Genomic DNA, 18,915 nt, shown 5'->3' on the forward strand with positions numbered 1-18,915 from the left:
TTATTTTATTGTTTTTATTGAGCTGTCCCTGTTCATAGAATCCATTGAAGCATGGTTATGTATGGAATCATTGGTAACCATAGTGGTGTCTTTATTAACCGTATTGTCAACACCAGTAGGCGCTGCATGCTCTGTTGAATTATTGCAGGCACTGAAAACCAATAAGAGTATACATCCATAGATAAGTTTCATGTGATTCTACTTTCCTTTAGTCAAGCAACTACTTTGCCATGGTATAAATGATGTAGCAGAGATAATTGGCATATGAAATCTTTAGCAAGGGAAGCAAAAATCTAAGCGTATTCAGAATCTTATAGTGACGTATTCTTAACGTTTATCTTGCCCGAAAAGCAGGCATAAATTTGTACCTTTGCCCGCCGTTTCAGGGTAGTTGCTACCTTTTTGAAGCAGGTAAATTCCAGATAATTATGATTTCAGTTAATAATGTGTCGCTTTCCTTTGGTAAAAGGGTATTATTTGACGAGGTAAACATTGGTTTTACCAAGGGCAACTGTTATGGTGTCATTGGCGCCAACGGTGCCGGTAAATCTACCTTTCTGAAAATACTTTCAGGGGAGATCGAGCCCAATAAAGGAACAGTAACCATTTCACCCGGTGAGCGTTTGGCTGTATTAAAGCAGAACCAGTTTGAATTTGATGAGCAGACGGTATTAAATACCGTGCTGATGGGCCATAAGAAGATGTGGGATGTGATGCATAAGAAAGATGCCATCTATGCCGATCCTGAGGCTACAGAAGATGATTACATGAAGGCTGGAGAGCTGGAAGCTGAGTTTGGTGAAATGGGTGGCTATACTGCAGAAAGCGATGCGGCAACTCTATTGAGCGAGCTGGGCGTAAGGGAAGAATACCACCAGATGCTGATGAAGGACATTCCTTCTATCTTAAAACTCAGGGTGTTATTGGCGCAGGCATTATTTGGCAATCCCGACATATTGTTGCTGGATGAGCCTACGAACGGACTTGATATTGAAACCATTGGCTGGCTGGAAAACTTCCTGGCAGATTATGAGAATATTGTGCTGGTAGTATCGCACGACCGTCACTTCCTGGACTCAGTATGTACCCACGTGGCTGACGTTGACCGTTCCAAGATCAAAGTATTTACAGGTAACTATACCTTCTGGTATGAGTCATCGCAATTGATGGCCCGCCAGATGACTGATAAAAATAAGAAGACAGAGGAAAAACGCCAGGCTCTCCTGGATTTCATTGCCCGTTTCTCGGCCAATGCCTCTAAATCAAAGCAGGCTACTTCACGTAAGAAGGCTTTAGAAAAACTGACAATTGAAGAAATAGAACCATCCAACCGCCGCTACCCTGGTATCATTTTCCAGCCATTGCGCGAAGTAGGCAACCAGATATTGAATGTCGAGAACCTTTCCTCGGCTATTGAAGGACGTAAGCTGTTCAGCAAAGTGACCTTCAGCATCAATAAAGGTGAGAAGATCGCTTTCCTGAGCAAGGACCCATTGGCAGTGACCAATTTCTTCGAGATCATCAATGGTAACATGGAAGCTGATGGCGGAAAGTTTGAATGGGGAACAACCATTACCAAGGCTTACCTGCCTGTTGAGAACAATGGCTTCTTTGAAAATGGACTGAACCTGATGGAGTGGCTGCGCCAGTATGTGCCACCGCATGTAACCGATGCCGACGAACCATTCTTACGTGGATTTCTTGGTAAAATGCTGTTCAGCGGTGACGATATCAACAAAAAGACAAACGTATTAAGCGGAGGTGAAAAGGTGCGTTGCATGATCAGCAGGATGATGCTTCAAAATCCAAACGTTGTTGTGCTGGACCAGCCAACCAACCACCTTGACCTGGAGAGCATTCAAAGTTTTAACGAAGGTTGCCAAACTTTTCCGGGTATTGTGTTGTTAACCTCTCATGACCATACCTTCTTGCAAACAGTTGCCAACCGTATCATTGAGCTGACCCCTAAGGGTATCATTGACAGGTTGATGACCTTTGACGAATACATGGAAGATAAAAGAGTGAAAGAACTGAGAGAAGAAATGTATGGAAGCGCCGTATTGGCCTGATGATCGTTTAAGTTTTAAGGTTTAAATAAAGAAAGATCCTGCCCCTCCGGGCGGGATCTTGTCTTTGGGAGGGTCTTCCTACGACGAGGGTCATTTTCTGTGCAACAGCCCTTGTATACCTTCGCGGTTCAAGCTTCTTTTCTTACATTGAACACAATTCATGGCACAGTACCTCCCATATAGCTTATTTCCATTAGGGGATACTGCCCTGTTAATAGATTTTGGTAATACCATCAATGAAGACATCAATGATGAAGTGTTGCGACTTTTTCATTTTTTAAAGCAACAAGGACACCCTTTCATTAAAGACCTGGTACCGGCCTATAGCTCCCTTGCAGTGTATTACGATATCATGGATGTTTTGCATCACATGGAGAATGGCATTACAGCTTTTGATGTGATGGCAGAAGTGATTGGTGGGTTATTAAGAAATGCGGGGGAAATGGAAAACACTACTGGTAAAACGATACGCATACCTGTCTGTTATGCTGAAAAGTATGCTACAGATATTCACTACCTGGCCTCTCAAAACAATATTTGCATAGAAGAGATCATACGGTTACATACTTCACGTACCTACAGGGTTTACATGCTGGGATTTATTCCCGGGTTTTCCTATATGGGAGTGGTGGATGAACGGATCGCTATCAAGCGAAAGCCCGAACCGCAGCAAGTAGTGGCAGGGTCAGTAGGCATTGCGGGCAGGCAAACAGGTATTTACCCGCTTGACTCGCCCGGTGGTTGGCAGATCATTGGCAGAACACCAGTAAAGCCATTTGACAGGGACAAAAATCCGCCGGTGTTGTTTGAGCCCGGCGACCAGGTAAAATTTTATTCTATTACGGAAGATGAGTTTACGGATCATTAAACCAGGTGTATTTGATACCATCCAGGATGGTGGCCGCTGGGGTTATCAACACCAGGGAATTAATATTAATGGTCCTATGGATCGTTTTTCTGCACAACTGGGTAATGCCCTGCTGGGCAAGGAACTAAGGGCACCAGTTATAGAAATGCATTTTCCCAGTGCGCAGATTGAATTTACAAGTCCAACCATTATTTGCCTGACAGGTGCAGACATGGCACCTACGATTGATGGCAATGAAATACCTATGCACCATCCCATAATGGTGGGTCCCAATGCCTTATTGAAATGCAATCGCATGATGAGCGGAGCAAGGTGTTACCTGGCGGTGTGGCATGACATGGAATTGAAACAATGGTTGAACAGCTACAGCACCAACCTGCGTGCAGCCGTGGGTGGAATTGAAGGCCGGAAGCTGGCAAAAGATGATATCATTCCTCTTATAAAAAAAGAAGAAAGCCTGGCTGCATTCCTGAAGGCAAAAGATTGTATTGTGATGCCATGGAAATCGCAGGAGATCGTAAGCAACCGGAATAATATTCAGTTCATTTATGGCAGCGAATGGCAGTGGATGCCCGCTGAAGCCCGGGAAAGTTTTTTAACCAGCTGGTTCCAGGTAACCAATGAAGCTGACCGCATGGGTTACAAACTGGCAGGGCCAAAGCTGGAAGGCAGTAATGGTGCAGAACTGGTGTCAGCACCTGTATGTTTTGGAACGGTGCAATGGTTACCTGATGGCCAGTTGATCATCCTGATGGCCGACCATCAAACCTCGGGCGGCTACCCCAGGGTGGCCCAGGTGATATCGGCACACCTGCCCATACTGGCGCAGAAGAAACCCAACGATGTGATACAATTTGAATTGACTGACCTCACTATTGCAGAATCAAAAAAGATCAAGCAACAGAAATACTTACAGCAATTGCAACTGGCCAGTAAATTCCGCATTGAAGAATATATAAGTTGAAAAGAATAATGTTAAGTTGCGCCTTCTTTTCAAATCACTCACGAAACCCTATTTAAGAGCATAGATGTTGCGGGCCATAGATATTAATTGCGATATGGGCGAAGGTATGGGCAACGACGAAGCCCTAATGCCTTACATTAACTCCGCCAACATAGCATGTGGGTTTCATGCCGGAAATGGTGAGACCATCAGGCGCACTATTGAACTGGCCAAATTGTACAACGTGCGTATAGGCGCGCATCCTTCTTTCCGGGATAAGGACTTTTTTGGTAGGAGGGAACTTGATATTCCAGGGGATAAATTATATGCTATAGTCATTGAGCAGATCATCAAGATGGATATGATAGCAAGGGAAAAGGGAGTGAAGTTATACCATGTAAAGCCACATGGCGCCCTGTATAATATGGCTGCAAGAGATCCGAAGATTGCGCGGATCATTGCGCAGACGGTAAAGGATTTTGATGAGAGCCTGGTGATCTATGGATTGAGCGGTAGCCACCTGGTAAAAGAATCGCAGGCCATGGGACTGGTGGCGGTCAATGAAGCCTTTGCAGACAGAACGTACAGGGATGATGGAAGCCTGACACCACGATCGCAACCCAATGCTATAATAACAAATGAAACAGAAAGCCTGCAGCAGGTGATTCAGATAATGGAGCGGGGCACAGTGACCACTGTTTCGGGAAAGGTGATCCCTATGCAGGCTGAGACCATCTGTATTCATGGTGATGAGAAAACGGCGGTTGGCATTGCAAGGACCATCAGCAATGCACTACACCGCAAAATGATGAACCGGTAAATAGTTTGCAACCAACATTGGCAACACCAAACAGGGATTATAATAAACACATTTCCAATTCAACGATCAATGAGAATAGCGCAGGATAAATGGAAGCATTTTTGGGTTGGCATAGCCATGGGATTATTGTTCCAGGCAGTGGGGATGTATCTTTTGCCTTTGCATTTGTATGTAGCCACTGCTATTAGTTTGATCATTGTGGTAGCTATCAGTTATGGATTTGAATTGTACTCTAAGTTCACCGGCCATGGTCATTATGAAGTGATGGATGCTGTGGCGGCGATCATTGGAGGGGTGTTGGGGATGGGGGCTGTTGTGGGGATAGAGATGATGGTGGGTTAAGGGCTATTCTGACGTATTGGCAAAAGCTATTAAACATAAAAGCAAAAAGTTATCTTAGCTAACGACTTCGCCAATACGACGAGACGCTGTTTGCAAAAACTACCGACACCTTATTAAGATGAGAAACTTTACTATTAAAACACGTTTGACAACAAAAGAGTATGCAAAAGTTATGTTTGTGGGACTTTACAAAAAACCTGCATTTATACTTTCAACTCTTTTGGGCCTTTATTTTTTAACGACGGTAATTCTTGATTACCTGGGCGTAATTGCCTGGTATGATGAACTCCCGATTTTTGAAATTGCTTGTGGTACCTTTTTTATGTTAGCACCAACACTAATCGTATTTATCGCCGTCAGACAATTCACATCAAATCCAAGTTTTCAAAATGACACGGCATATACTTTTGGTGAAAACGGAATTGCCATTCAGTGGACAACGTTCAAGAGTGAGTTTTTGTGGTCGCACATTATCAAGCAAAAAGAACTTAGCAAGTTTCTCATACTATACCATAACAAAAAGTTTGGGAACTTCATTGACAAAACGAAGTTGACTGCAGAACAGGTAGACTTTATAAAATCAAAAGTGGGACATAAATAATTCTGCACACAACATTACATTTGGAATCTTTTAATTCGCAACTCAGCTACTGTTTCTTAGAAGGATAGCAACAAGCAAAAGAATAAACAATTTGCTTTGCCATAATTTACACTTACAACCTGTAACTGACAAAATGAAAATATTTCAATTCGTAACAGAAGCAGTTGGATGGCTCCAAATAATGGCTTCTCCCTTTGCCGCAGGACTTTTACTCGGGGGATAGTATACTTAGTAAAGAGGGATATTGTAGGACTTAGTATAGGTATTTACTTCCCTCGCGTGTCTCCTGAAAGGGACTCGCGGGTTTCAGTTTGATGACGTAAATTGAATTATGGCCATTGAAACTTCAGTTACATCGAAGGGGATATACTTCATAATATTTACCTGTCATAACTGGCTTCCATTAATAGATACCGCTGATGCCTATGCAGATGTATATAAATTCTTTGAAGTAATAAAAAGGGATGGGAATGACATAGTAGGATATGTGATCATTCCTAATCATTTACAAGAATACTTCTAAAAAGCTCAATACGATTATAGGTAATGGTAAAAGGTTCCTGGCTTATGATATAGTAAAAAAGCTACAACAGAGGAAAGAATTTGAGTTGCTGAATCTGTTAGCTTCAGTGGTAGAGCAAAAAGACAGGTCAAGGGGCAAGAAACATGAGGTATGGAAACCGGGATTTGATGTAAAAGAATGCAGGACAGAAAAGTTCCTGCTGCAAAAGCTCAATTACATTTATGATAATCCTGTAAAGGAGAAGTGGATGTTAGCTAAAGACAATGAAGCGTATGATCATTCTTCCTGTCTTTTCTATTTTAAGAAGAAACATAGATTCTGTGAGGTAACTCATTATGAAGAAGTGCTGGATTGGGAGAATATGTACCAGTGAAATCCGCGAGTCCCTTTCAGGAGACTCGCGGAGGAAGAAAGTAATAAAAAAGGAATGATGGTCGATCCTTATAAAAATATCAGAACAGCAGTCTTTCTATCGCAATATGGACTTCTTCTATTTGGAGGCGTTATTGCCATAATAGTCGTTGCAGGCATCTGGCCGGCTTTTAATTTTTACCCTATCCTTGGTTTGATGTTTGGTGTTGTTTTACGCACCTTGTTTATTCAAACCAGATATGTCGCTGGGTTCGAAATAAGAGAAGAAGAGTTGCAAATAAAGTATATCACCTCTTTTTTTACTGAGCGCACCTATCAAAAAGCCCTTAATGAGATATCTGATATTAACCTGGAGGAAACTGGTGAACTTAACATAGTGACGATAGGCAAATGCGAGACTTTTGATTTAGCGAAAAAGAAGATAAAAAGAGATATTGAGGCAAAGGTCAATTCGGCTAACATCGCCTCCAAAAAGCAGGGCTGAGAAATAATCTTTCAACTAATTATCTTTAATCAGCAACCGAATGGCATAGAAGCAGTAGAATATAAAATTTCCCTGCCTTCGTAAGGCAGTTTTCCGTTGTACCTGCCGTACGTTGTGCGCAATGAAAAGTTCCTTTGTTGCAAGACTCGTAACTTGTTAACAACACTAAACAGGACCCTGACATGAAAAAAGCAATTATTACAACAATTGTAAGCATATCAGTTATTCTTTTGTAATTATGGTTTATGCACTCGTCTATGCTGACCATGAAAGTTCATTCTGGAAGAACCGCCTTGTAATTGGGATATCATTTATGGTTTTGGCCGCCCTCTCTATAATTGTTGCCCGACGGTCCCGAACAGCAGCTTAATGAACCAATGCAGTTTAGAACTTTATCATTTGAGTTGGCAGCTAAGGTTCAGTAATCTCTTTCCCGATGAGTCACCGCAGCTATATCAAAATCTTTCTGCTGTGGACAACAAAACAAATAGCTGTAATTTGGACAGTTTGATCGCGAACAGACTGCTTTTAGTCGGAAAGGCCAAAATATCACTTAAAAGCCAAACGCAAAATTCAAAGAAGCTAAAGTACGTTTATAAAAAGGATATTCTAGGTGGTGAACAAGGAACATTCTATTTCGGGAATAGTAAGGTTTATCAGGCTATCATCTTCCTGGGCGAGTAAACGGACTTACAACAACTGTATGTCTAAATACGGGCTTTTGAAAAATTTTGTATCTGATTATCTTTATTCAGCAACAGCACATAGACTGAACTGGAGTTTTGTAAAAGACCATACTTCGGCAAGTACTATCCATGTATGCGAAGTTTTCCCTATCATGAAAAGACTTCTAACTTTATTTAGTTTAATAGGACTTACCACCTGTAATCAGTCAAATCCCAAGGTTGACACAAAGACAATGGATTTTGGTGCATTTAGCGTTAGGACGCCTCAATCCTGGCAGCAAATCAAAGCAAGAGGCACTGACAGTTATGTTGGCAGAATTGCCATTGATGAAAAAGATACGCTAGATTTTCTTTCCCGATGAGTCACCGCAGCAGTAGGCTATCACTTTATGATATCCAGCGCGGGACTCATCGGCTGACTCACTTGTATCCTTCTTCCCTTTTGCTTTCTTTTCTCTTGATTGCAGTACACAAACCCAAAGCAAGAGCAGGCATTTATTTTATCACCTTTACCTGTTATAAATAGAGTTTTATCGGCGTGTTGCGGAGTAGGAGGAAAGGAAGCGGGAGGAACAGAATCGATGAGTCCCGCCAGAGAGCCTGGAGAAGCAAGATATTGCCTCGGTGACTCATCGGAGAAGGAATAAGTAAAATTGTTAGAAATAAATAGACCGAAAAATACATCATTCCAGGAATGAAACTGAATGTTCCAATAAGAGAAAAGATAAACAAGACTAAAAACTCTTACCTTTTGAAATAAGCAATGAGTCTTTGCAACGGTGTAACTATTAACGAATAAGGTATAAACAAGAGTAAATGATATTTATAAAAATGATCAAGAGCACGATTATTTTTTTCTGCGTTTTGACTCCCTTTGTTTCCTGTAACGGTCAAAATCAAAAACTATATGAGTATAGAATAGAACCCACAACTGCAGCAATTGGCCACCCTGTTTCCGATCTTGGAAAAAACATTGACTGCATGTTGCAAGACAAAAACGGGAATTATTGGTTTGCCAGCAACGGAGATGGCGTTTACCGCTATGACAACAAAACGCTTTTACACATTACTGACAAGGATGGCTTATGCAGCAATTTTGTTTTGGCAATTCAGCAGGACATACATGGGTATTTGTGGTTCTCAACCCGCGATGGCATTTGCCAATTTGATGGAAAGAAATTTACCAATTATACCACTATCATAAAAAATGCACCAATTGGCAGATTACAATACAAAGAAGGCGGACTGTTTTTTAATCATTTAAACGGAGTTTGTTTTTATGACGGCAACACGTTTACAAACTTCGTCATTTACCCTGGCAGCTACAAGCCTTCTATGAGCGATATGAACAGGCCCTATGGTATTTATTCAACTCTTATTGATAATACGGGAAATGTTTGGTTTGGCACCCAGTCGCAGGGTGTTTGCCGTTACGACGGCAAAACATTCACATATTTAACTGACAAAAATTTAGCAGGTCCTGCCGTAAGAACCATGTTTCAGGATAAGGCAGGAAATATTTGGTTTGGCAATAACGGTGGAGGGTTATACCGTTACGACGGGAAAAAGTTAACCAACATTACAGAAGAAAAAAATTTAGGTAATGCTGAATTTTTGAAAGGTACATTCAATGATAAACCCGGTTCGCTGGCAAGAGTATGGGCCATAAATGAAGACAATGATGGTAACCTTTGGATAGGAACAATTGACGCTGGGGTATGGAAATTTGACGGAACTAATCTAACAAATTACACGATCAAAGACGGCCTTTCAGGTAACGCTATATGGACAATTTACAAAGACAATAAAGGCGAATTATGGTATGTAACAAATGGGGATGCTATTTGTACATTCAATGGACAAGCATTTATCAAACATGACGTACCTGGGCAACTACTCAAATCAAAGTGAGACAGCAGGTAACAGTGACGCTAAAGGGAAGGCGATTGAAAAACTTTGGCACTTTTGCACCAATTTTGCCTCACTAATAATATGGCGGCTATGAGGCAGACCCACCTGCATCAACATCAGTTTGTCTTATAAATATTTGTTCTGTTAAGTTTTATCTTCTTATGCCAGTAGATGTAAGATAATATACCAGGAATAAACCAAAACAACAGCGTAAGCATTAACGGATCAAAAGTTTTGGAAACCGCAATGCCAGAATAAACCGCAGCAATCAAATCAAAAAACAAGCCTGCGTAAGCCCATTCTTTTATCCTGCCTTTTCCCGGAATCAGGAGGACAATGCACCCGATTAATTTTGCCCAGCCGGTAAAGGGAATAAAATACTCTGGATAGCCCAGCATGCCGTGAATTAGTTTTACTGAATCTTCATTTACCAATATGCTTGACCATGAGGAAAAGATCATTAATGCACAAAATAGAATGGTGAATATCCAGTAGAGTGTGTTGATGGTTTTGGGGTTCATATTTTCGATTTGTTTACCAAGATGGAATCGGTTGCTGATTTATTTAGAGTACTATTACGGCAATTCTAAAGGCGAATTGCGGCAATTGCTACCAAGGGTAGATTACGAAGATAGCAGCAGAACTGGTACTATGAAATAGAAGAACAATTTATTAGTTTTAACGCCATAATCAACAACAGTACTGCTAATGCTGCTATCGGTATGCGGGTATGCGTTGGCCACAATGCAAAAAGAGCCAGGTAACTTATGAAAATGCTTCTAACACTACTATTGTTTGTTTTATCAATTAACAAACTCTATTCTCAAGAAAATGACACAACAAATTTTGAAGCACAACCAACTTCAATATATGAAGTCATCCGGCAATTGGGTACTGATAAACTGGTGTTTTATTACAATGACAACTGGCAATTAGTAAAGCCAATATGTGGAACAATTTTCAGAATCTCAAAACTGGACACAGTCCTGTTAACTTTTACAGGAAAATTTGAGGACTATTATTCCAGCGATACTACAGTAGCAACTGAAGGAAATTATACAAATGGGAAAAAAGAGGGGAGGTTTGCTATTTATTTCCCAAATGGACAGCTGGCACAATCCGGGAATTATATCAATGACAAAAAAAGTGGAATTTGGGAATACTTCTATGAGAACGGAACAAGGCGGCAAATATTGGACTTTCAGGGTGATGAAATACTGGTTAAAGAGTTTTGGAATGAAGAAGGAAAGAAAATGGTTGACTTGGGAAATGGTGAGTGGTTCAGTTATGCGTCTTCGGAAAGATTCATGAAAACATCAGGAGAAGTTCTGAATGGGCGGAGAAATGGTACATGGAAAAACACGATACCCTCCCAAAACCTGACGACTAATACAGAAAAGTATAAAGATGGAAAATTGATCAGCGGGAAAATGTTTTCAGTTGTTGGAGGAACTGAAACTTACAAGGATACACAATACTGTTCCATTGACAAAACACCAATGTTTATAGCGGCAGAACAATTCCAGATGAACCGTTGCTTTAAGTACCTGAAAAACAACTGGGAGTTTGCCACATATCCTGGTGGTATGGATAGGTTTTATAGCCAGATCAGGGAAAAAATAGTATTAAGCGGATCAGTACTTATGCGGGGCGTAATCAAAGTTCAAATGACAATTGATAAGGAAGGCAAAATGACTAATTTTCAGCCAGTTTCTAACCTCGGGTACGAATTTGATTTAATCAGGGCCCTGCAAACAATGGAAAACTGGACACCAACGAAAGTAAACGGCAAGCCAACAATACAACCAAAACTTATAAGTTTTGAGATCAGGTGAAGGGAATATAATGCTTCCAATATTTTTTTGAATACATGGCTTACCTTTTTAGTTGGCTGTAATTTTAATAACAATCCCGATCCAGGGTAATCCACAATTTGCCAATTAAAACACAATCCAATCGTTTGAAATATAGTGTATACGTTATTGAGCTGTCAAAACGGGTATTTACTGAAAACGCAAGGTTTCGTGCTGCTAATCCTCAATTCAATGGTGTGCTTGAATGCCTGTATGTTGGCATGACCAGCAAAACTCCGAAAGAACGATTTGAACAACACAAGAATGGATACATTAATAAGAAGGGTATTAATCTTTCGGCCTACCTTCCTCACAAGTACGGCAGGTATTTAAGACCAAGCCTTTACGAACATATCAATGTTAAAGCCATGTCAAGGCATGAGGCATTACAGATGGAAGAAAAACTAGCATTGGATCTTAGAAGGCAGGGATATGCTGTTTGGTTTAATTGAAATGCTTAACATGTTTTTGAATGTCCCAGGAAAGGTTATGTCTCCTCTCCTGGCACAACAAAGAAGTAATACATTGAAGAATAAGTATTAGTAATGTGCGAGTCCTCTTCGAGAGTCCTGCCTGGGGAGTAAATCCTTGAAGCAAACCGCTATTTTGTAAAACTTGAGGATACTGAATAAATTTAAATCACAATTCACTATTTAGCGTTTATGCGCATGTTAAGCTCCTAAGCTATGCATATAGAACCTTAACAAAGTTGACAACGTTACCGGCACAAGGAAAGATCATCATATATGATACAACGACAATTCGCAGAGCGGGCAAAAGAAGTTATAGAAACAGACGAAAATGTAATTGGCCTGGCCGTTGCGGGCTCCTGGCTAACAAATGAGATGGATGAGTTTTCGGACCTTGACCTTATCCTTGTCACCCAGGACAAGATTTCTAATGATAAAGACAAAATGCTTGGTTATGCTAAACGCCTTGGTGATCTATTATCGGGATTCACTGGGGAACATGTTGGTGAACCAAGAGTGTTGATTTGCCTTTATGACAACCCTTTACTTCATGTGGACATCAAGTTTGTGACGTTGGAAGAGTTTCACATAAGAATTGAGACGCCGACTATCCTGCTTGACAAAGGCTCACGGCTGCAACAGGCTTTGGACAATTCAAGGCCGAAGTTTCCGTATCCGGACTATCAATGGATTGAAGACCGGTTTTGGATATGGATCCATTATGCGCTACTTAAAATCGGGCGGGGTGAATACCTGGAGGCATACGACTTCTTTGGTTTTTTACGAATGGTTGTATTTGGACCTTTGCTTCACATCAAAAATGAAAATCTTCCGCGCGGTGTGAGAAAGGTTGAGACGTCCCTTCAGGAGGATGACTTGAAGAGGTTACTAGACACAATTCCTACTTACGACGTATCGGGTTTGCTATGCGGTTTGAGAAGCGCCGTTGAACTTTACAGGCAGTTGCGTCAATCACTGTTTGGAACAAACGTACTGTTACATCAGCAAGCTGAAAAGAAAGTAATGGAATATTTTGAGCACATTGAACATGTTAAGAATAAAATGGCTGATGAAAGAAGAGACGGCTGAACTGAGTAAATGAGGGGTCTTTTCATTCCCGGGTACGATCTCAGAATTGCATCGAGTAACAAATCGTCAAGACAAAAAGAATGATCAGTGAATAAACGTCTATCGCAATATAAAATGGAATTATGTAAAAGCCCCGGCAACATAATGTGCCAGGGCTTCCGTTTAATCTATGTTAGCGTACTCGTTGTCTTATAAGGCTATCATTTGCCCGATGACCTCCTGTGGCCCGCCGGCAGGTCCCATTAAATTCACCTGGTCGAAGTAATTGTACCAGCCTGCGCCTTCCACTAATTTTTCAAAGCCTTGAGCTGCTTCGCTATTTGGGAAATTCCATATAGCAAAAAAATCGTAGTCTGCCTTGGTGAAAGTGGCTTTATCATTGGCGCCCCAGCTAATAATTTGTGCACCATTTTCTAATAGCTGTTGAATAGCAGGCCCTAAGGCATTCATGTAATTTCCTCTTTCTTCAGTTGACAGATCCATCCAGGCTTGTTTGGCCTTCCATAATTCAATGTAAGTGATCATCGTGTAGTTTTGTTTCAACAAACATATGGAATAAGTATCCTGTATGCTAATGACATTTTGGTGATCTATATAGATTGTAACTTACACAAATGACTATATTGGAAATTTTATTACAGATTGTTCGGGGTATTAAAGGAACGAATTGATTAATATTTATCTTGGAGCAAGGGAAGTATTATATGAAACTTATACTGGAAACAGAGCGCTTGTTATTAAGAGAATTCACTTTGGATGATACAGCATTTATAATTGAATTACTGAATAGCCCGGGGTGGATCAAATATATTGGCGACAGGAATATCAAAACTGAAAAACAGGCATTGGCATATCTGCACAATGGTCCATTGAAAAGTTACCAGCTAAATGGATTCGGTTTGTCCATGGTGGAGAAAAAGGAGGGCAAGGTGCCTATAGGCATGTGTGGTATCATTAAACGCGACACTTTGAACAATCCTGATATAGGGTTTGCTTTTTTGCCAGAGTATTATGGCCAGGGATATGCCCTGGAAATTGCATCCGCCACACTTAACTATGCAAAACAGACTTTAGGGCTTCCTGTAATATCTGCAATTACATTGCCTGGTAATTCCAGGTCGGTAAGGCTATTGGAAAAGATTGGATTGCAGTTTAGTCAAACCATTGTTTTTCCTGGCAGTGAAGAAGAGTTGTTGCTGTATAATGGATGAGCGGTGAAAAAGATTTTTATTTATAATACGCAGAGGTCATCCTTATTAAAGGATGACCTATGTTCTTTTCAATACCCACGTATCTTAGATAAAGCTGCGTGCTTTACTGTGGAATGAAAAGACCCTTAATGCATTTCAGGAATTAATTCTCCTACTTTTTCAAATGTATAAACCTTTAACACTGGTTCTTTTGTGGTGAATGCTGTTACTTTATTACGCAGTTCTTTATAAACTGGTCCATTTTCATAAAGATCAACATCAGCCTTGGTTTTCCATTCTGAAAAAGCTATGAATTCATCTGTGTTAACAGTAGGTACCAGGAACCTGGCATCAGTGCATCCTTTAACTTTTCTCAATGTAGGAATGATTTCTTTCCTGTATAATTCTTTTACTTCATTGATGCGTTCTGGAGCAATTTTCAGGAACATTTGTCTTACTAACATATAGACTCCTTTTGTTTTAAATTAAGAAATTCTGTTTCTTAGGGAGTCAAATTTTAAGAGCAACACAAGGTATGTTAGTCCTGGTACTTAAACAATGATAGTGGTCATAGTATAGTCGAATGGAACATATAATTCAAAACATTCTCTTCCCCTTACCAATGTTATCGCAGGTACAATTGCAGAGAGATTTTAAGACATGGATGTATTAAATATTGTAACTGCTTATTCATAAACCTTGTACAGTGATGTAAAATAAAAAGCCTCCCTTTGTTGAAAGGAGGCTTCGATTTTTTTACTTTATAATTAAAATGTCCTGGGAGTTGCTTTTGCTTTCTGCACTTGCTTTTGAATGGTATCCTTGTCACCTACCATCACCTTGATCATTTTATTGTAGTCAACATAATTGCGCACCATACTGGAAACTGTTTCAGGTGTCACCTTATATAGGTTCTTTACATAGTTATTCAAAAAGCTATCATCCAAACCATATAGATCCAGGAAATTCAGCTGGCTTATAATACCACCTGGTGAAGAATTGCGCAAAACGAATATGCCTGCTTCATAGTTCTGAATGCCAGACAATTCTTCTTTGGATGGCGGTTCTGTTTGCAAACGCTTGATCTCTCTTTCAATTTCTGTCAGCGCGTCAACTGTGTGCTCGCTGGTCACATCTGCCTGCTCAATCCATAGCGAAGAACCTACCTGGTTGTTAACTGAACTAAAGGGAGAATATGTGTAGCCCTTGTTTTCACGTATATTACTTGTAATACGTGAGCCAAAAGAACCACCCAATAAGGAATTGGCTACCAGGAAAGGAACATAATCTTTATTGGTGGGGGATACTACAGGCAGGCCCACCATTAATGTTGTTTGCGGAGCGCCCTTGCGGTCAAGGACCAATGTATCTGAAAATGCTTTTGCTGTAACTGGTGGATATGATACCGCAGGTCCTGTTTTCCATTTTGTCAATGAAGTATTGATGGCATTGTTCACTGCTTTATCATCAAACTTTCCAACAACATACAAAACTGACCGCTTTGCTCCGAAGTTGGCGTTGTAAAAATCCCTGACCATTGCAGTAGTATAGCTGTTCAGCATTTCTTCAGTTGGGAATATGCGACCATAAGGATGATCTTTATAGACGGCCGCGTAAAACTGCTCCTGTGCCAGTGCCTGCGGAACTGCTTTTTGAGTGGCCAGCCTGCGTTTAAAATCGCTTTTCAATCTATCCAATTCACTGGCTGGGAAGGCGGGTTGCATCACCAGGTCAGAGACCAGTTTAATAAACTCCGGTGCATATTCTGAAAGCACTGTACCTGAAATGGTAGTTTGGTTAGAGCCAACATTCACATTAAGACTACCACCCATCTTAGCCACTTTTTTGGAAAGGGCTGCGAAGTTCAGGGTCGAAGTGCCTTCACGCAACAACCTTCCTGTGAGGTCAGCCAGCCATACCTGGTTAGGTCCTTCATGTACATTACCTGTCTTTATGATCAGGCTTATATTGGCCTTTGGCAGTTCACCATAATGGACCACCATTGTCTTCAGGCCGTTGGGATAGGTTTTAACTGATTTAGCCGAGAGTTTAAAATCTTTGGCTACTCCACCGGCAGGAGGTGTTTGCTTTTGAGCAATTATTGGTTGACAGATGCAAAAGCTTATAGCGGCAATGATAATTATTTTGATCGTTCTCATTATTTGGAAGCTTTTGGTTCAATGATTAAAATGGTTCTGTTGTTAGGGGCGAGGTATTTCTGTGCTACCTGGCGAATGAGCTCTGGAGTTACCTTTTTGAATGAAGTTTCAAGGTTGTTGATTTTTGATGGATCATCATCAAAAAGTGCAAAGGAAGCCAGGAGGTTTACTTTGCCAATGCCAAACATGCCACCCATGGCATCATAAAGACCTGAACGCATTTTCACAATGGCCAGCTGGAGATCTTCCTGCGTGGTATTATTGGCAATATCTGCCACTGCCAGGTCATATTGCCTGATGATAGAATCAGCGGGTACTGAAGCATCGTGAATGAGGCTTGAAGTCCAGAGCATCGGCCCATTATAATCAAACATACTTCCCAGCCCTATATTGATGCCGGAGTTGACACTGCTGGCATATCCTTTCTTTTGTACAAGGGCTTCGTATAGTTTGCTATCCTGCCCCTGTCCCAACATCTGGTCTATTAAGCCCATGGCATAATATTCCGGTGTATTACGCTCCGGCATTTTATAGCTGATGGCAATAGCTGGTTTTTTAGCCAGCGCATCTTCCTTGGTAAAGCGCTGTTCTTTCTCCTGTGGGGGCTCAGTTAGATCCGGCTTTGGTGGCAACTTGGAAGACGGGATCTTAGCAAAGTATTGGTCAATCCACTTACGGGCTGCTGGTATTTCAAAATCCCCTGCCACTACCAATACTGCATTATTAGGAGCATAGAAAGTTTTGAAAAATGCATCCACATCTTCCAACTTGGCAGAATCCAGGTCTGCCAGGTCGCCATAAAAGTTATGAGAGTTGTACCAGTTCTTATTGGCATACTGGGGCATGTCAAGCCAGGGGAAACCGCCATAAGGCTGGTTGAGCACATTGACCTTTACTTCGTTCTTAACTACGCCCTGTTGATTGGTCAGGTTGTCCTGGGTAATCTTCAGTCCCTTCATACGGTCAGCTTCAGCCCATAAAGCCGTTTCCAGTTTGTGGGAAGGCATAACTTCAAAATAATTGGTAAAGTCAAAGCGGGTAGACCCGTTTAGAATGCCGCCATTCTTTTGCACCAGTTGTATAAACTCCATCTTACCCAGGTTTTCAGATCCCTGGAACATCATATGTTCAAACAAGTGTGCAAAACCAGTGCGGTTCTTTGGCTCGATGCGAAAGCCGATGTTGTAATAAACACCTACAGCTATGGTAGGTGCTGTTTTATCAGGAGATAAAACCACTTTCAATCCATTGGGTAATTTGTAATACGTAACGGGCACCTGCAGTTCATCGCCGGGGCCATTTGCTGGTTTGTACCAGGAGATGAGTGCAAGAACCGGCAATAGCAGCCCCAAACACTTTAAAGGCAATACACGTGAGTACTTCATAAGCATATGTGTGTTAAATAATTTACAGTTTTGCAACAGAGGATCTATTGCTGCATAATAGCAGTTCAATATATATAAAGAAGGTCATTTGTTTTGGAAAATTATACCAGTGGTTGAAATGACATGTGCTACTGGAGATCTTTCGTTTTTCAAAGGTTCAATGATTACCTTCATAACAAAAACTATCCGGAACTCAATTGCATCCATACCAGGCCTGTTCAAAAAATCCCTGAAAGAATTGTTGAAAAACGATCCTTTACGAATGGCAGGAGCGACAGCCTTTTTTACCACTTTTGCATTACCCCCTATTTTGGTCATACTTATACAGGCATTGAGGTTGATCCTGGACCCACGCACTATAAGGGTGCAATTATTTAAAAATTTAAGGGAGATCATTGGACCCGAAGCGGTAAAGCAATTGGTGGATGTCCTGGTAAACCTCCACAAGATGGCCCAGAACTGGTACATTACCTTAGGCGGGTTTATTTTTTTACTATTTGTAGCTACTACCCTTTTCAAGGTTATTAAAAACTCAATTAACCAGGTTTGGATGGTACGTCCTCATAAAAGAAAAGGAGTGATGAAAGGACTACATACCAGGATACAGTCGCTTCTCATATTGTTGATCGCAGCCATACTTTTTCTAATCGGTATAGTGATGGAGGGCGCAAGGACGCTTGCCAGTAATTACATTTTTGAATTCTCACCCTTGCTTTCCCTGTATTTTAAAGGTGTATTGAACCAGGTAGTTTCTGTATTGGTAGTGATGATATGGTTCATGATGGTATTCAGGTACCTGCCGGATGCCAGGCCGGAATGGAAAGTAGCATTGGTGGGCGCCCTGGTGACCTCTTTATTATTCACAGCAGGCAAGATCATTTTGCACTGGCTTTTGAGATACAGCAGTATTAATAACGTATATGGTGCTTCAGCTTCATTGGTATTGTTGCTCTTGTTTGTATTTTACTCTTCTTTGATCCTTTACTTTGGTGCCAGTTTTACCATGGTATGGGGAGAATATAAAAAAAGACCTATTACCCCCCTTCCCTATGCGGCCCATTACCGGCTGACAGAGGAAGAAGTAATACCTCATAAAGCGTAAGCAGGGTATTAATTTGTCTTAAAAAACACTCTTTATTGGCTAATAAAA

At 41.0% G+C, this 18,915-nt stretch carries 22 protein-coding genes; 16 read left to right on the forward strand and 6 right to left on the reverse strand.

Going from position 1 to position 18,915, the window contains the following annotated elements:
* Complete coding sequence (locus BUA53_RS07420; protein ID WP_072834736.1) at positions 1-192, reverse strand: hypothetical protein; 192 nt, start codon at positions 190-192, stop codon at positions 1-3.
* A 236-nt stretch (positions 193-428) separates the two neighbouring features.
* Here BUA53_RS07420 and BUA53_RS07425 point away from each other — a divergent pair, with 236 nt between their 5' ends.
* The 11 genes from BUA53_RS07425 (at position 429) to BUA53_RS21415 (ending at position 9,619) form a co-directional block, all read left to right on the forward strand.
* Positions 429-2,069: an ABC-F family ATP-binding cassette domain-containing protein gene (locus BUA53_RS07425; RefSeq protein ID WP_072834737.1), complete on the forward strand. Its 1,641-nt coding sequence runs from the start codon at positions 429-431 to the stop codon at positions 2,067-2,069.
* A 160-nt stretch (positions 2,070-2,229) separates the two neighbouring features.
* Positions 2,230-2,937 carry a 5-oxoprolinase subunit PxpB gene (gene pxpB, locus BUA53_RS07430; RefSeq protein WP_072834738.1) on the forward strand — a complete coding sequence of 236 codons (708 nt, stop codon included), beginning with the start codon at positions 2,230-2,232 and terminating at the stop codon, positions 2,935-2,937.
* Positions 2,918-3,901, forward strand: coding sequence for a 5-oxoprolinase subunit C family protein (locus BUA53_RS07435; protein ID WP_072834739.1), 984 nt, complete (start codon positions 2,918-2,920; stop codon positions 3,899-3,901). Before pxpB ends, BUA53_RS07435 begins: the two co-directional genes overlap by 20 nt.
* A gap of 64 nt (positions 3,902-3,965) precedes the next feature.
* Positions 3,966-4,700: a 5-oxoprolinase subunit PxpA gene (locus BUA53_RS07440; RefSeq protein WP_072834740.1), complete on the forward strand. Its 735-nt coding sequence runs from the start codon at positions 3,966-3,968 to the stop codon at positions 4,698-4,700.
* Between the two features lie 69 nt (positions 4,701-4,769).
* The gene (locus BUA53_RS07445) at positions 4,770-5,042 is read left to right on the forward strand and encodes a hypothetical protein (RefSeq protein ID WP_072834741.1); all 273 of its coding nucleotides are present in this window, start codon (positions 4,770-4,772) and stop codon (positions 5,040-5,042) included.
* Between the two features lie 118 nt (positions 5,043-5,160).
* On the forward strand, positions 5,161-5,643 hold the full coding sequence (locus BUA53_RS07450) for a YcxB family protein (protein WP_072834742.1): 483 nt from the start codon (positions 5,161-5,163) through the stop codon (positions 5,641-5,643).
* Between the two features lie 331 nt (positions 5,644-5,974).
* Positions 5,975-6,166: a hypothetical protein gene (locus BUA53_RS07455; protein WP_072834743.1), complete on the forward strand. Its 192-nt coding sequence runs from the start codon at positions 5,975-5,977 to the stop codon at positions 6,164-6,166.
* Between the two features lie 85 nt (positions 6,167-6,251).
* The gene (locus BUA53_RS07460; RefSeq protein ID WP_072834744.1) at positions 6,252-6,539 is read left to right on the forward strand and encodes a hypothetical protein; all 288 of its coding nucleotides are present in this window, start codon (positions 6,252-6,254) and stop codon (positions 6,537-6,539) included.
* A 54-nt stretch (positions 6,540-6,593) separates the two neighbouring features.
* The gene (locus tag BUA53_RS07465) at positions 6,594-7,022 is read left to right on the forward strand and encodes a hypothetical protein (RefSeq protein ID WP_139256364.1); all 429 of its coding nucleotides are present in this window, start codon (positions 6,594-6,596) and stop codon (positions 7,020-7,022) included.
* A gap of 721 nt (positions 7,023-7,743) precedes the next feature.
* Positions 7,744-8,070: a hypothetical protein gene (locus BUA53_RS07475; protein WP_139256365.1), complete on the forward strand. Its 327-nt coding sequence runs from the start codon at positions 7,744-7,746 to the stop codon at positions 8,068-8,070.
* A gap of 469 nt (positions 8,071-8,539) precedes the next feature.
* Positions 8,540-9,619, forward strand: a complete 1,080-nt coding sequence (locus BUA53_RS21415; protein ID WP_262494391.1) for a ligand-binding sensor domain-containing protein — start codon at positions 8,540-8,542, stop codon at positions 9,617-9,619.
* A 116-nt stretch (positions 9,620-9,735) separates the two neighbouring features.
* On the opposite strand, the gene BUA53_RS07485 is transcribed toward BUA53_RS21415, so the two are convergent.
* Entirely contained in the window at positions 9,736-10,140 is a 405-nt protein-coding gene (locus BUA53_RS07485; protein WP_072834749.1) for a DoxX family protein, read from the reverse strand.
* 246 nt (positions 10,141-10,386) lie between these two features.
* On the opposite strand from BUA53_RS07485, the gene BUA53_RS07490 reads away from it, so the two are divergent.
* The 3 genes from BUA53_RS07490 to BUA53_RS07500 all read left to right on the forward strand — a co-directional run bounded on the left by BUA53_RS07490 (position 10,387) and on the right by BUA53_RS07500 (position 13,031).
* Entirely contained in the window at positions 10,387-11,454 is a 1,068-nt protein-coding gene (locus BUA53_RS07490; RefSeq protein ID WP_072834750.1) for a toxin-antitoxin system YwqK family antitoxin, read from the forward strand.
* Positions 11,455-11,552: 98 nt separating this feature from the next.
* Entirely contained in the window at positions 11,553-11,924 is a 372-nt protein-coding gene (locus tag BUA53_RS07495; protein ID WP_245793057.1) for a GIY-YIG nuclease family protein, read from the forward strand.
* A gap of 294 nt (positions 11,925-12,218) precedes the next feature.
* A complete protein-coding gene (locus BUA53_RS07500; protein ID WP_072834752.1) occupies positions 12,219-13,031 on the forward strand; it encodes an aminoglycoside 6-adenylyltransferase in 813 nt (270 codons plus the stop codon).
* Positions 13,032-13,220: 189 nt separating this feature from the next.
* Here BUA53_RS07500 and BUA53_RS07505 read toward each other — a convergent pair whose 3' ends face one another.
* A complete protein-coding gene (locus tag BUA53_RS07505) occupies positions 13,221-13,556 on the reverse strand; it encodes a DUF6616 family protein (RefSeq protein WP_072834753.1) in 336 nt (111 codons plus the stop codon).
* 179 nt (positions 13,557-13,735) lie between these two features.
* Between BUA53_RS07505 and BUA53_RS07510 the strand changes: the two genes are divergently transcribed.
* The gene (locus BUA53_RS07510; protein ID WP_072834754.1) at positions 13,736-14,242 is read left to right on the forward strand and encodes a GNAT family N-acetyltransferase; all 507 of its coding nucleotides are present in this window, start codon (positions 13,736-13,738) and stop codon (positions 14,240-14,242) included.
* A gap of 125 nt (positions 14,243-14,367) precedes the next feature.
* On the opposite strand, the gene BUA53_RS07515 is transcribed toward BUA53_RS07510, so the two are convergent.
* The 3 genes from BUA53_RS07515 to BUA53_RS07525 all read right to left on the reverse strand — a co-directional run bounded on the left by BUA53_RS07515 (position 14,368) and on the right by BUA53_RS07525 (position 17,765).
* Positions 14,368-14,685: a putative quinol monooxygenase gene (locus BUA53_RS07515; protein WP_072834755.1), complete on the reverse strand. Its 318-nt coding sequence runs from the start codon at positions 14,683-14,685 to the stop codon at positions 14,368-14,370.
* Positions 14,686-14,988: 303 nt separating this feature from the next.
* A complete protein-coding gene (locus tag BUA53_RS07520; RefSeq protein WP_072834756.1) occupies positions 14,989-16,380 on the reverse strand; it encodes a M16 family metallopeptidase in 1,392 nt (463 codons plus the stop codon).
* Positions 16,380-17,765, reverse strand: a complete 1,386-nt coding sequence (locus BUA53_RS07525; protein ID WP_084079908.1) for a M16 family metallopeptidase — start codon at positions 17,763-17,765, stop codon at positions 16,380-16,382. The genes BUA53_RS07520 and BUA53_RS07525 overlap by 1 nt, the downstream gene beginning before the upstream one ends.
* Positions 17,766-17,925: 160 nt before the next feature.
* Between BUA53_RS07525 and BUA53_RS07530 the strand changes: the two genes are divergently transcribed.
* Entirely contained in the window at positions 17,926-18,867 is a 942-nt protein-coding gene (locus BUA53_RS07530) for a YihY/virulence factor BrkB family protein (protein ID WP_217652952.1), read from the forward strand.
* Positions 18,868-18,915: the final 48 nt, after the last annotated feature.

This window comes from Flavisolibacter ginsengisoli DSM 18119 (assembly GCF_900129295.1).
In the GTDB taxonomy this organism is placed as follows: domain Bacteria; phylum Bacteroidota; class Bacteroidia; order Chitinophagales; family Chitinophagaceae; genus Flavisolibacter; species Flavisolibacter ginsengisoli.

What these genes read in the sequence shown, in the direction of transcription:
- BUA53_RS07520 (WP_072834756.1), bottom strand. Translation starts at nt 16,380, where the DNA reads ATGAGAACGATCAAAATAATTATCATTGCCGCTATAAGCTTTTGCATC.
- BUA53_RS07530 (WP_217652952.1), top strand. Translation starts at nt 17,926, where the DNA reads ATGATTACCTTCATAACAAAAACTATCCGGAACTCAATTGCATCCATA.
- BUA53_RS07440 (WP_072834740.1), top strand. Translation starts at nt 3,966, where the DNA reads ATGTTGCGGGCCATAGATATTAATTGCGATATGGGCGAAGGTATGGGC.
- BUA53_RS07425 (WP_072834737.1), top strand. Translation starts at nt 429, where the DNA reads ATGATTTCAGTTAATAATGTGTCGCTTTCCTTTGGTAAAAGGGTATTA.
- BUA53_RS07465 (WP_139256364.1), top strand. Translation starts at nt 6,594, where the DNA reads ATGATGGTCGATCCTTATAAAAATATCAGAACAGCAGTCTTTCTATCG.
- BUA53_RS07445 (WP_072834741.1), top strand. Translation starts at nt 4,770, where the DNA reads ATGAGAATAGCGCAGGATAAATGGAAGCATTTTTGGGTTGGCATAGCC.
- pxpB (WP_072834738.1), top strand. Translation starts at nt 2,230, where the DNA reads ATGGCACAGTACCTCCCATATAGCTTATTTCCATTAGGGGATACTGCC.
- BUA53_RS07450 (WP_072834742.1), top strand. Translation starts at nt 5,161, where the DNA reads ATGAGAAACTTTACTATTAAAACACGTTTGACAACAAAAGAGTATGCA.
- BUA53_RS07505 (WP_072834753.1), bottom strand. Translation starts at nt 13,556, where the DNA reads ATGATCACTTACATTGAATTATGGAAGGCCAAACAAGCCTGGATGGAT.
- BUA53_RS07485 (WP_072834749.1), bottom strand. Translation starts at nt 10,140, where the DNA reads ATGAACCCCAAAACCATCAACACACTCTACTGGATATTCACCATTCTA.
- BUA53_RS07510 (WP_072834754.1), top strand. Translation starts at nt 13,736, where the DNA reads ATGAAACTTATACTGGAAACAGAGCGCTTGTTATTAAGAGAATTCACT.
- BUA53_RS07490 (WP_072834750.1), top strand. Translation starts at nt 10,387, where the DNA reads ATGAAAATGCTTCTAACACTACTATTGTTTGTTTTATCAATTAACAAA.
- BUA53_RS07455 (WP_072834743.1), top strand. Translation starts at nt 5,975, where the DNA reads ATGGCCATTGAAACTTCAGTTACATCGAAGGGGATATACTTCATAATA.
- BUA53_RS07435 (WP_072834739.1), top strand. Translation starts at nt 2,918, where the DNA reads ATGAGTTTACGGATCATTAAACCAGGTGTATTTGATACCATCCAGGAT.
- BUA53_RS07500 (WP_072834752.1), top strand. Translation starts at nt 12,219, where the DNA reads ATGATACAACGACAATTCGCAGAGCGGGCAAAAGAAGTTATAGAAACA.
- BUA53_RS21415 (WP_262494391.1), top strand. Translation starts at nt 8,540, where the DNA reads ATGATCAAGAGCACGATTATTTTTTTCTGCGTTTTGACTCCCTTTGTT.
- BUA53_RS07515 (WP_072834755.1), bottom strand. Translation starts at nt 14,685, where the DNA reads ATGTTAGTAAGACAAATGTTCCTGAAAATTGCTCCAGAACGCATCAAT.
- BUA53_RS07525 (WP_084079908.1), bottom strand. Translation starts at nt 17,765, where the DNA reads ATGAAGTACTCACGTGTATTGCCTTTAAAGTGTTTGGGGCTGCTATTG.
- BUA53_RS07420 (WP_072834736.1), bottom strand. Translation starts at nt 192, where the DNA reads ATGAAACTTATCTATGGATGTATACTCTTATTGGTTTTCAGTGCCTGC.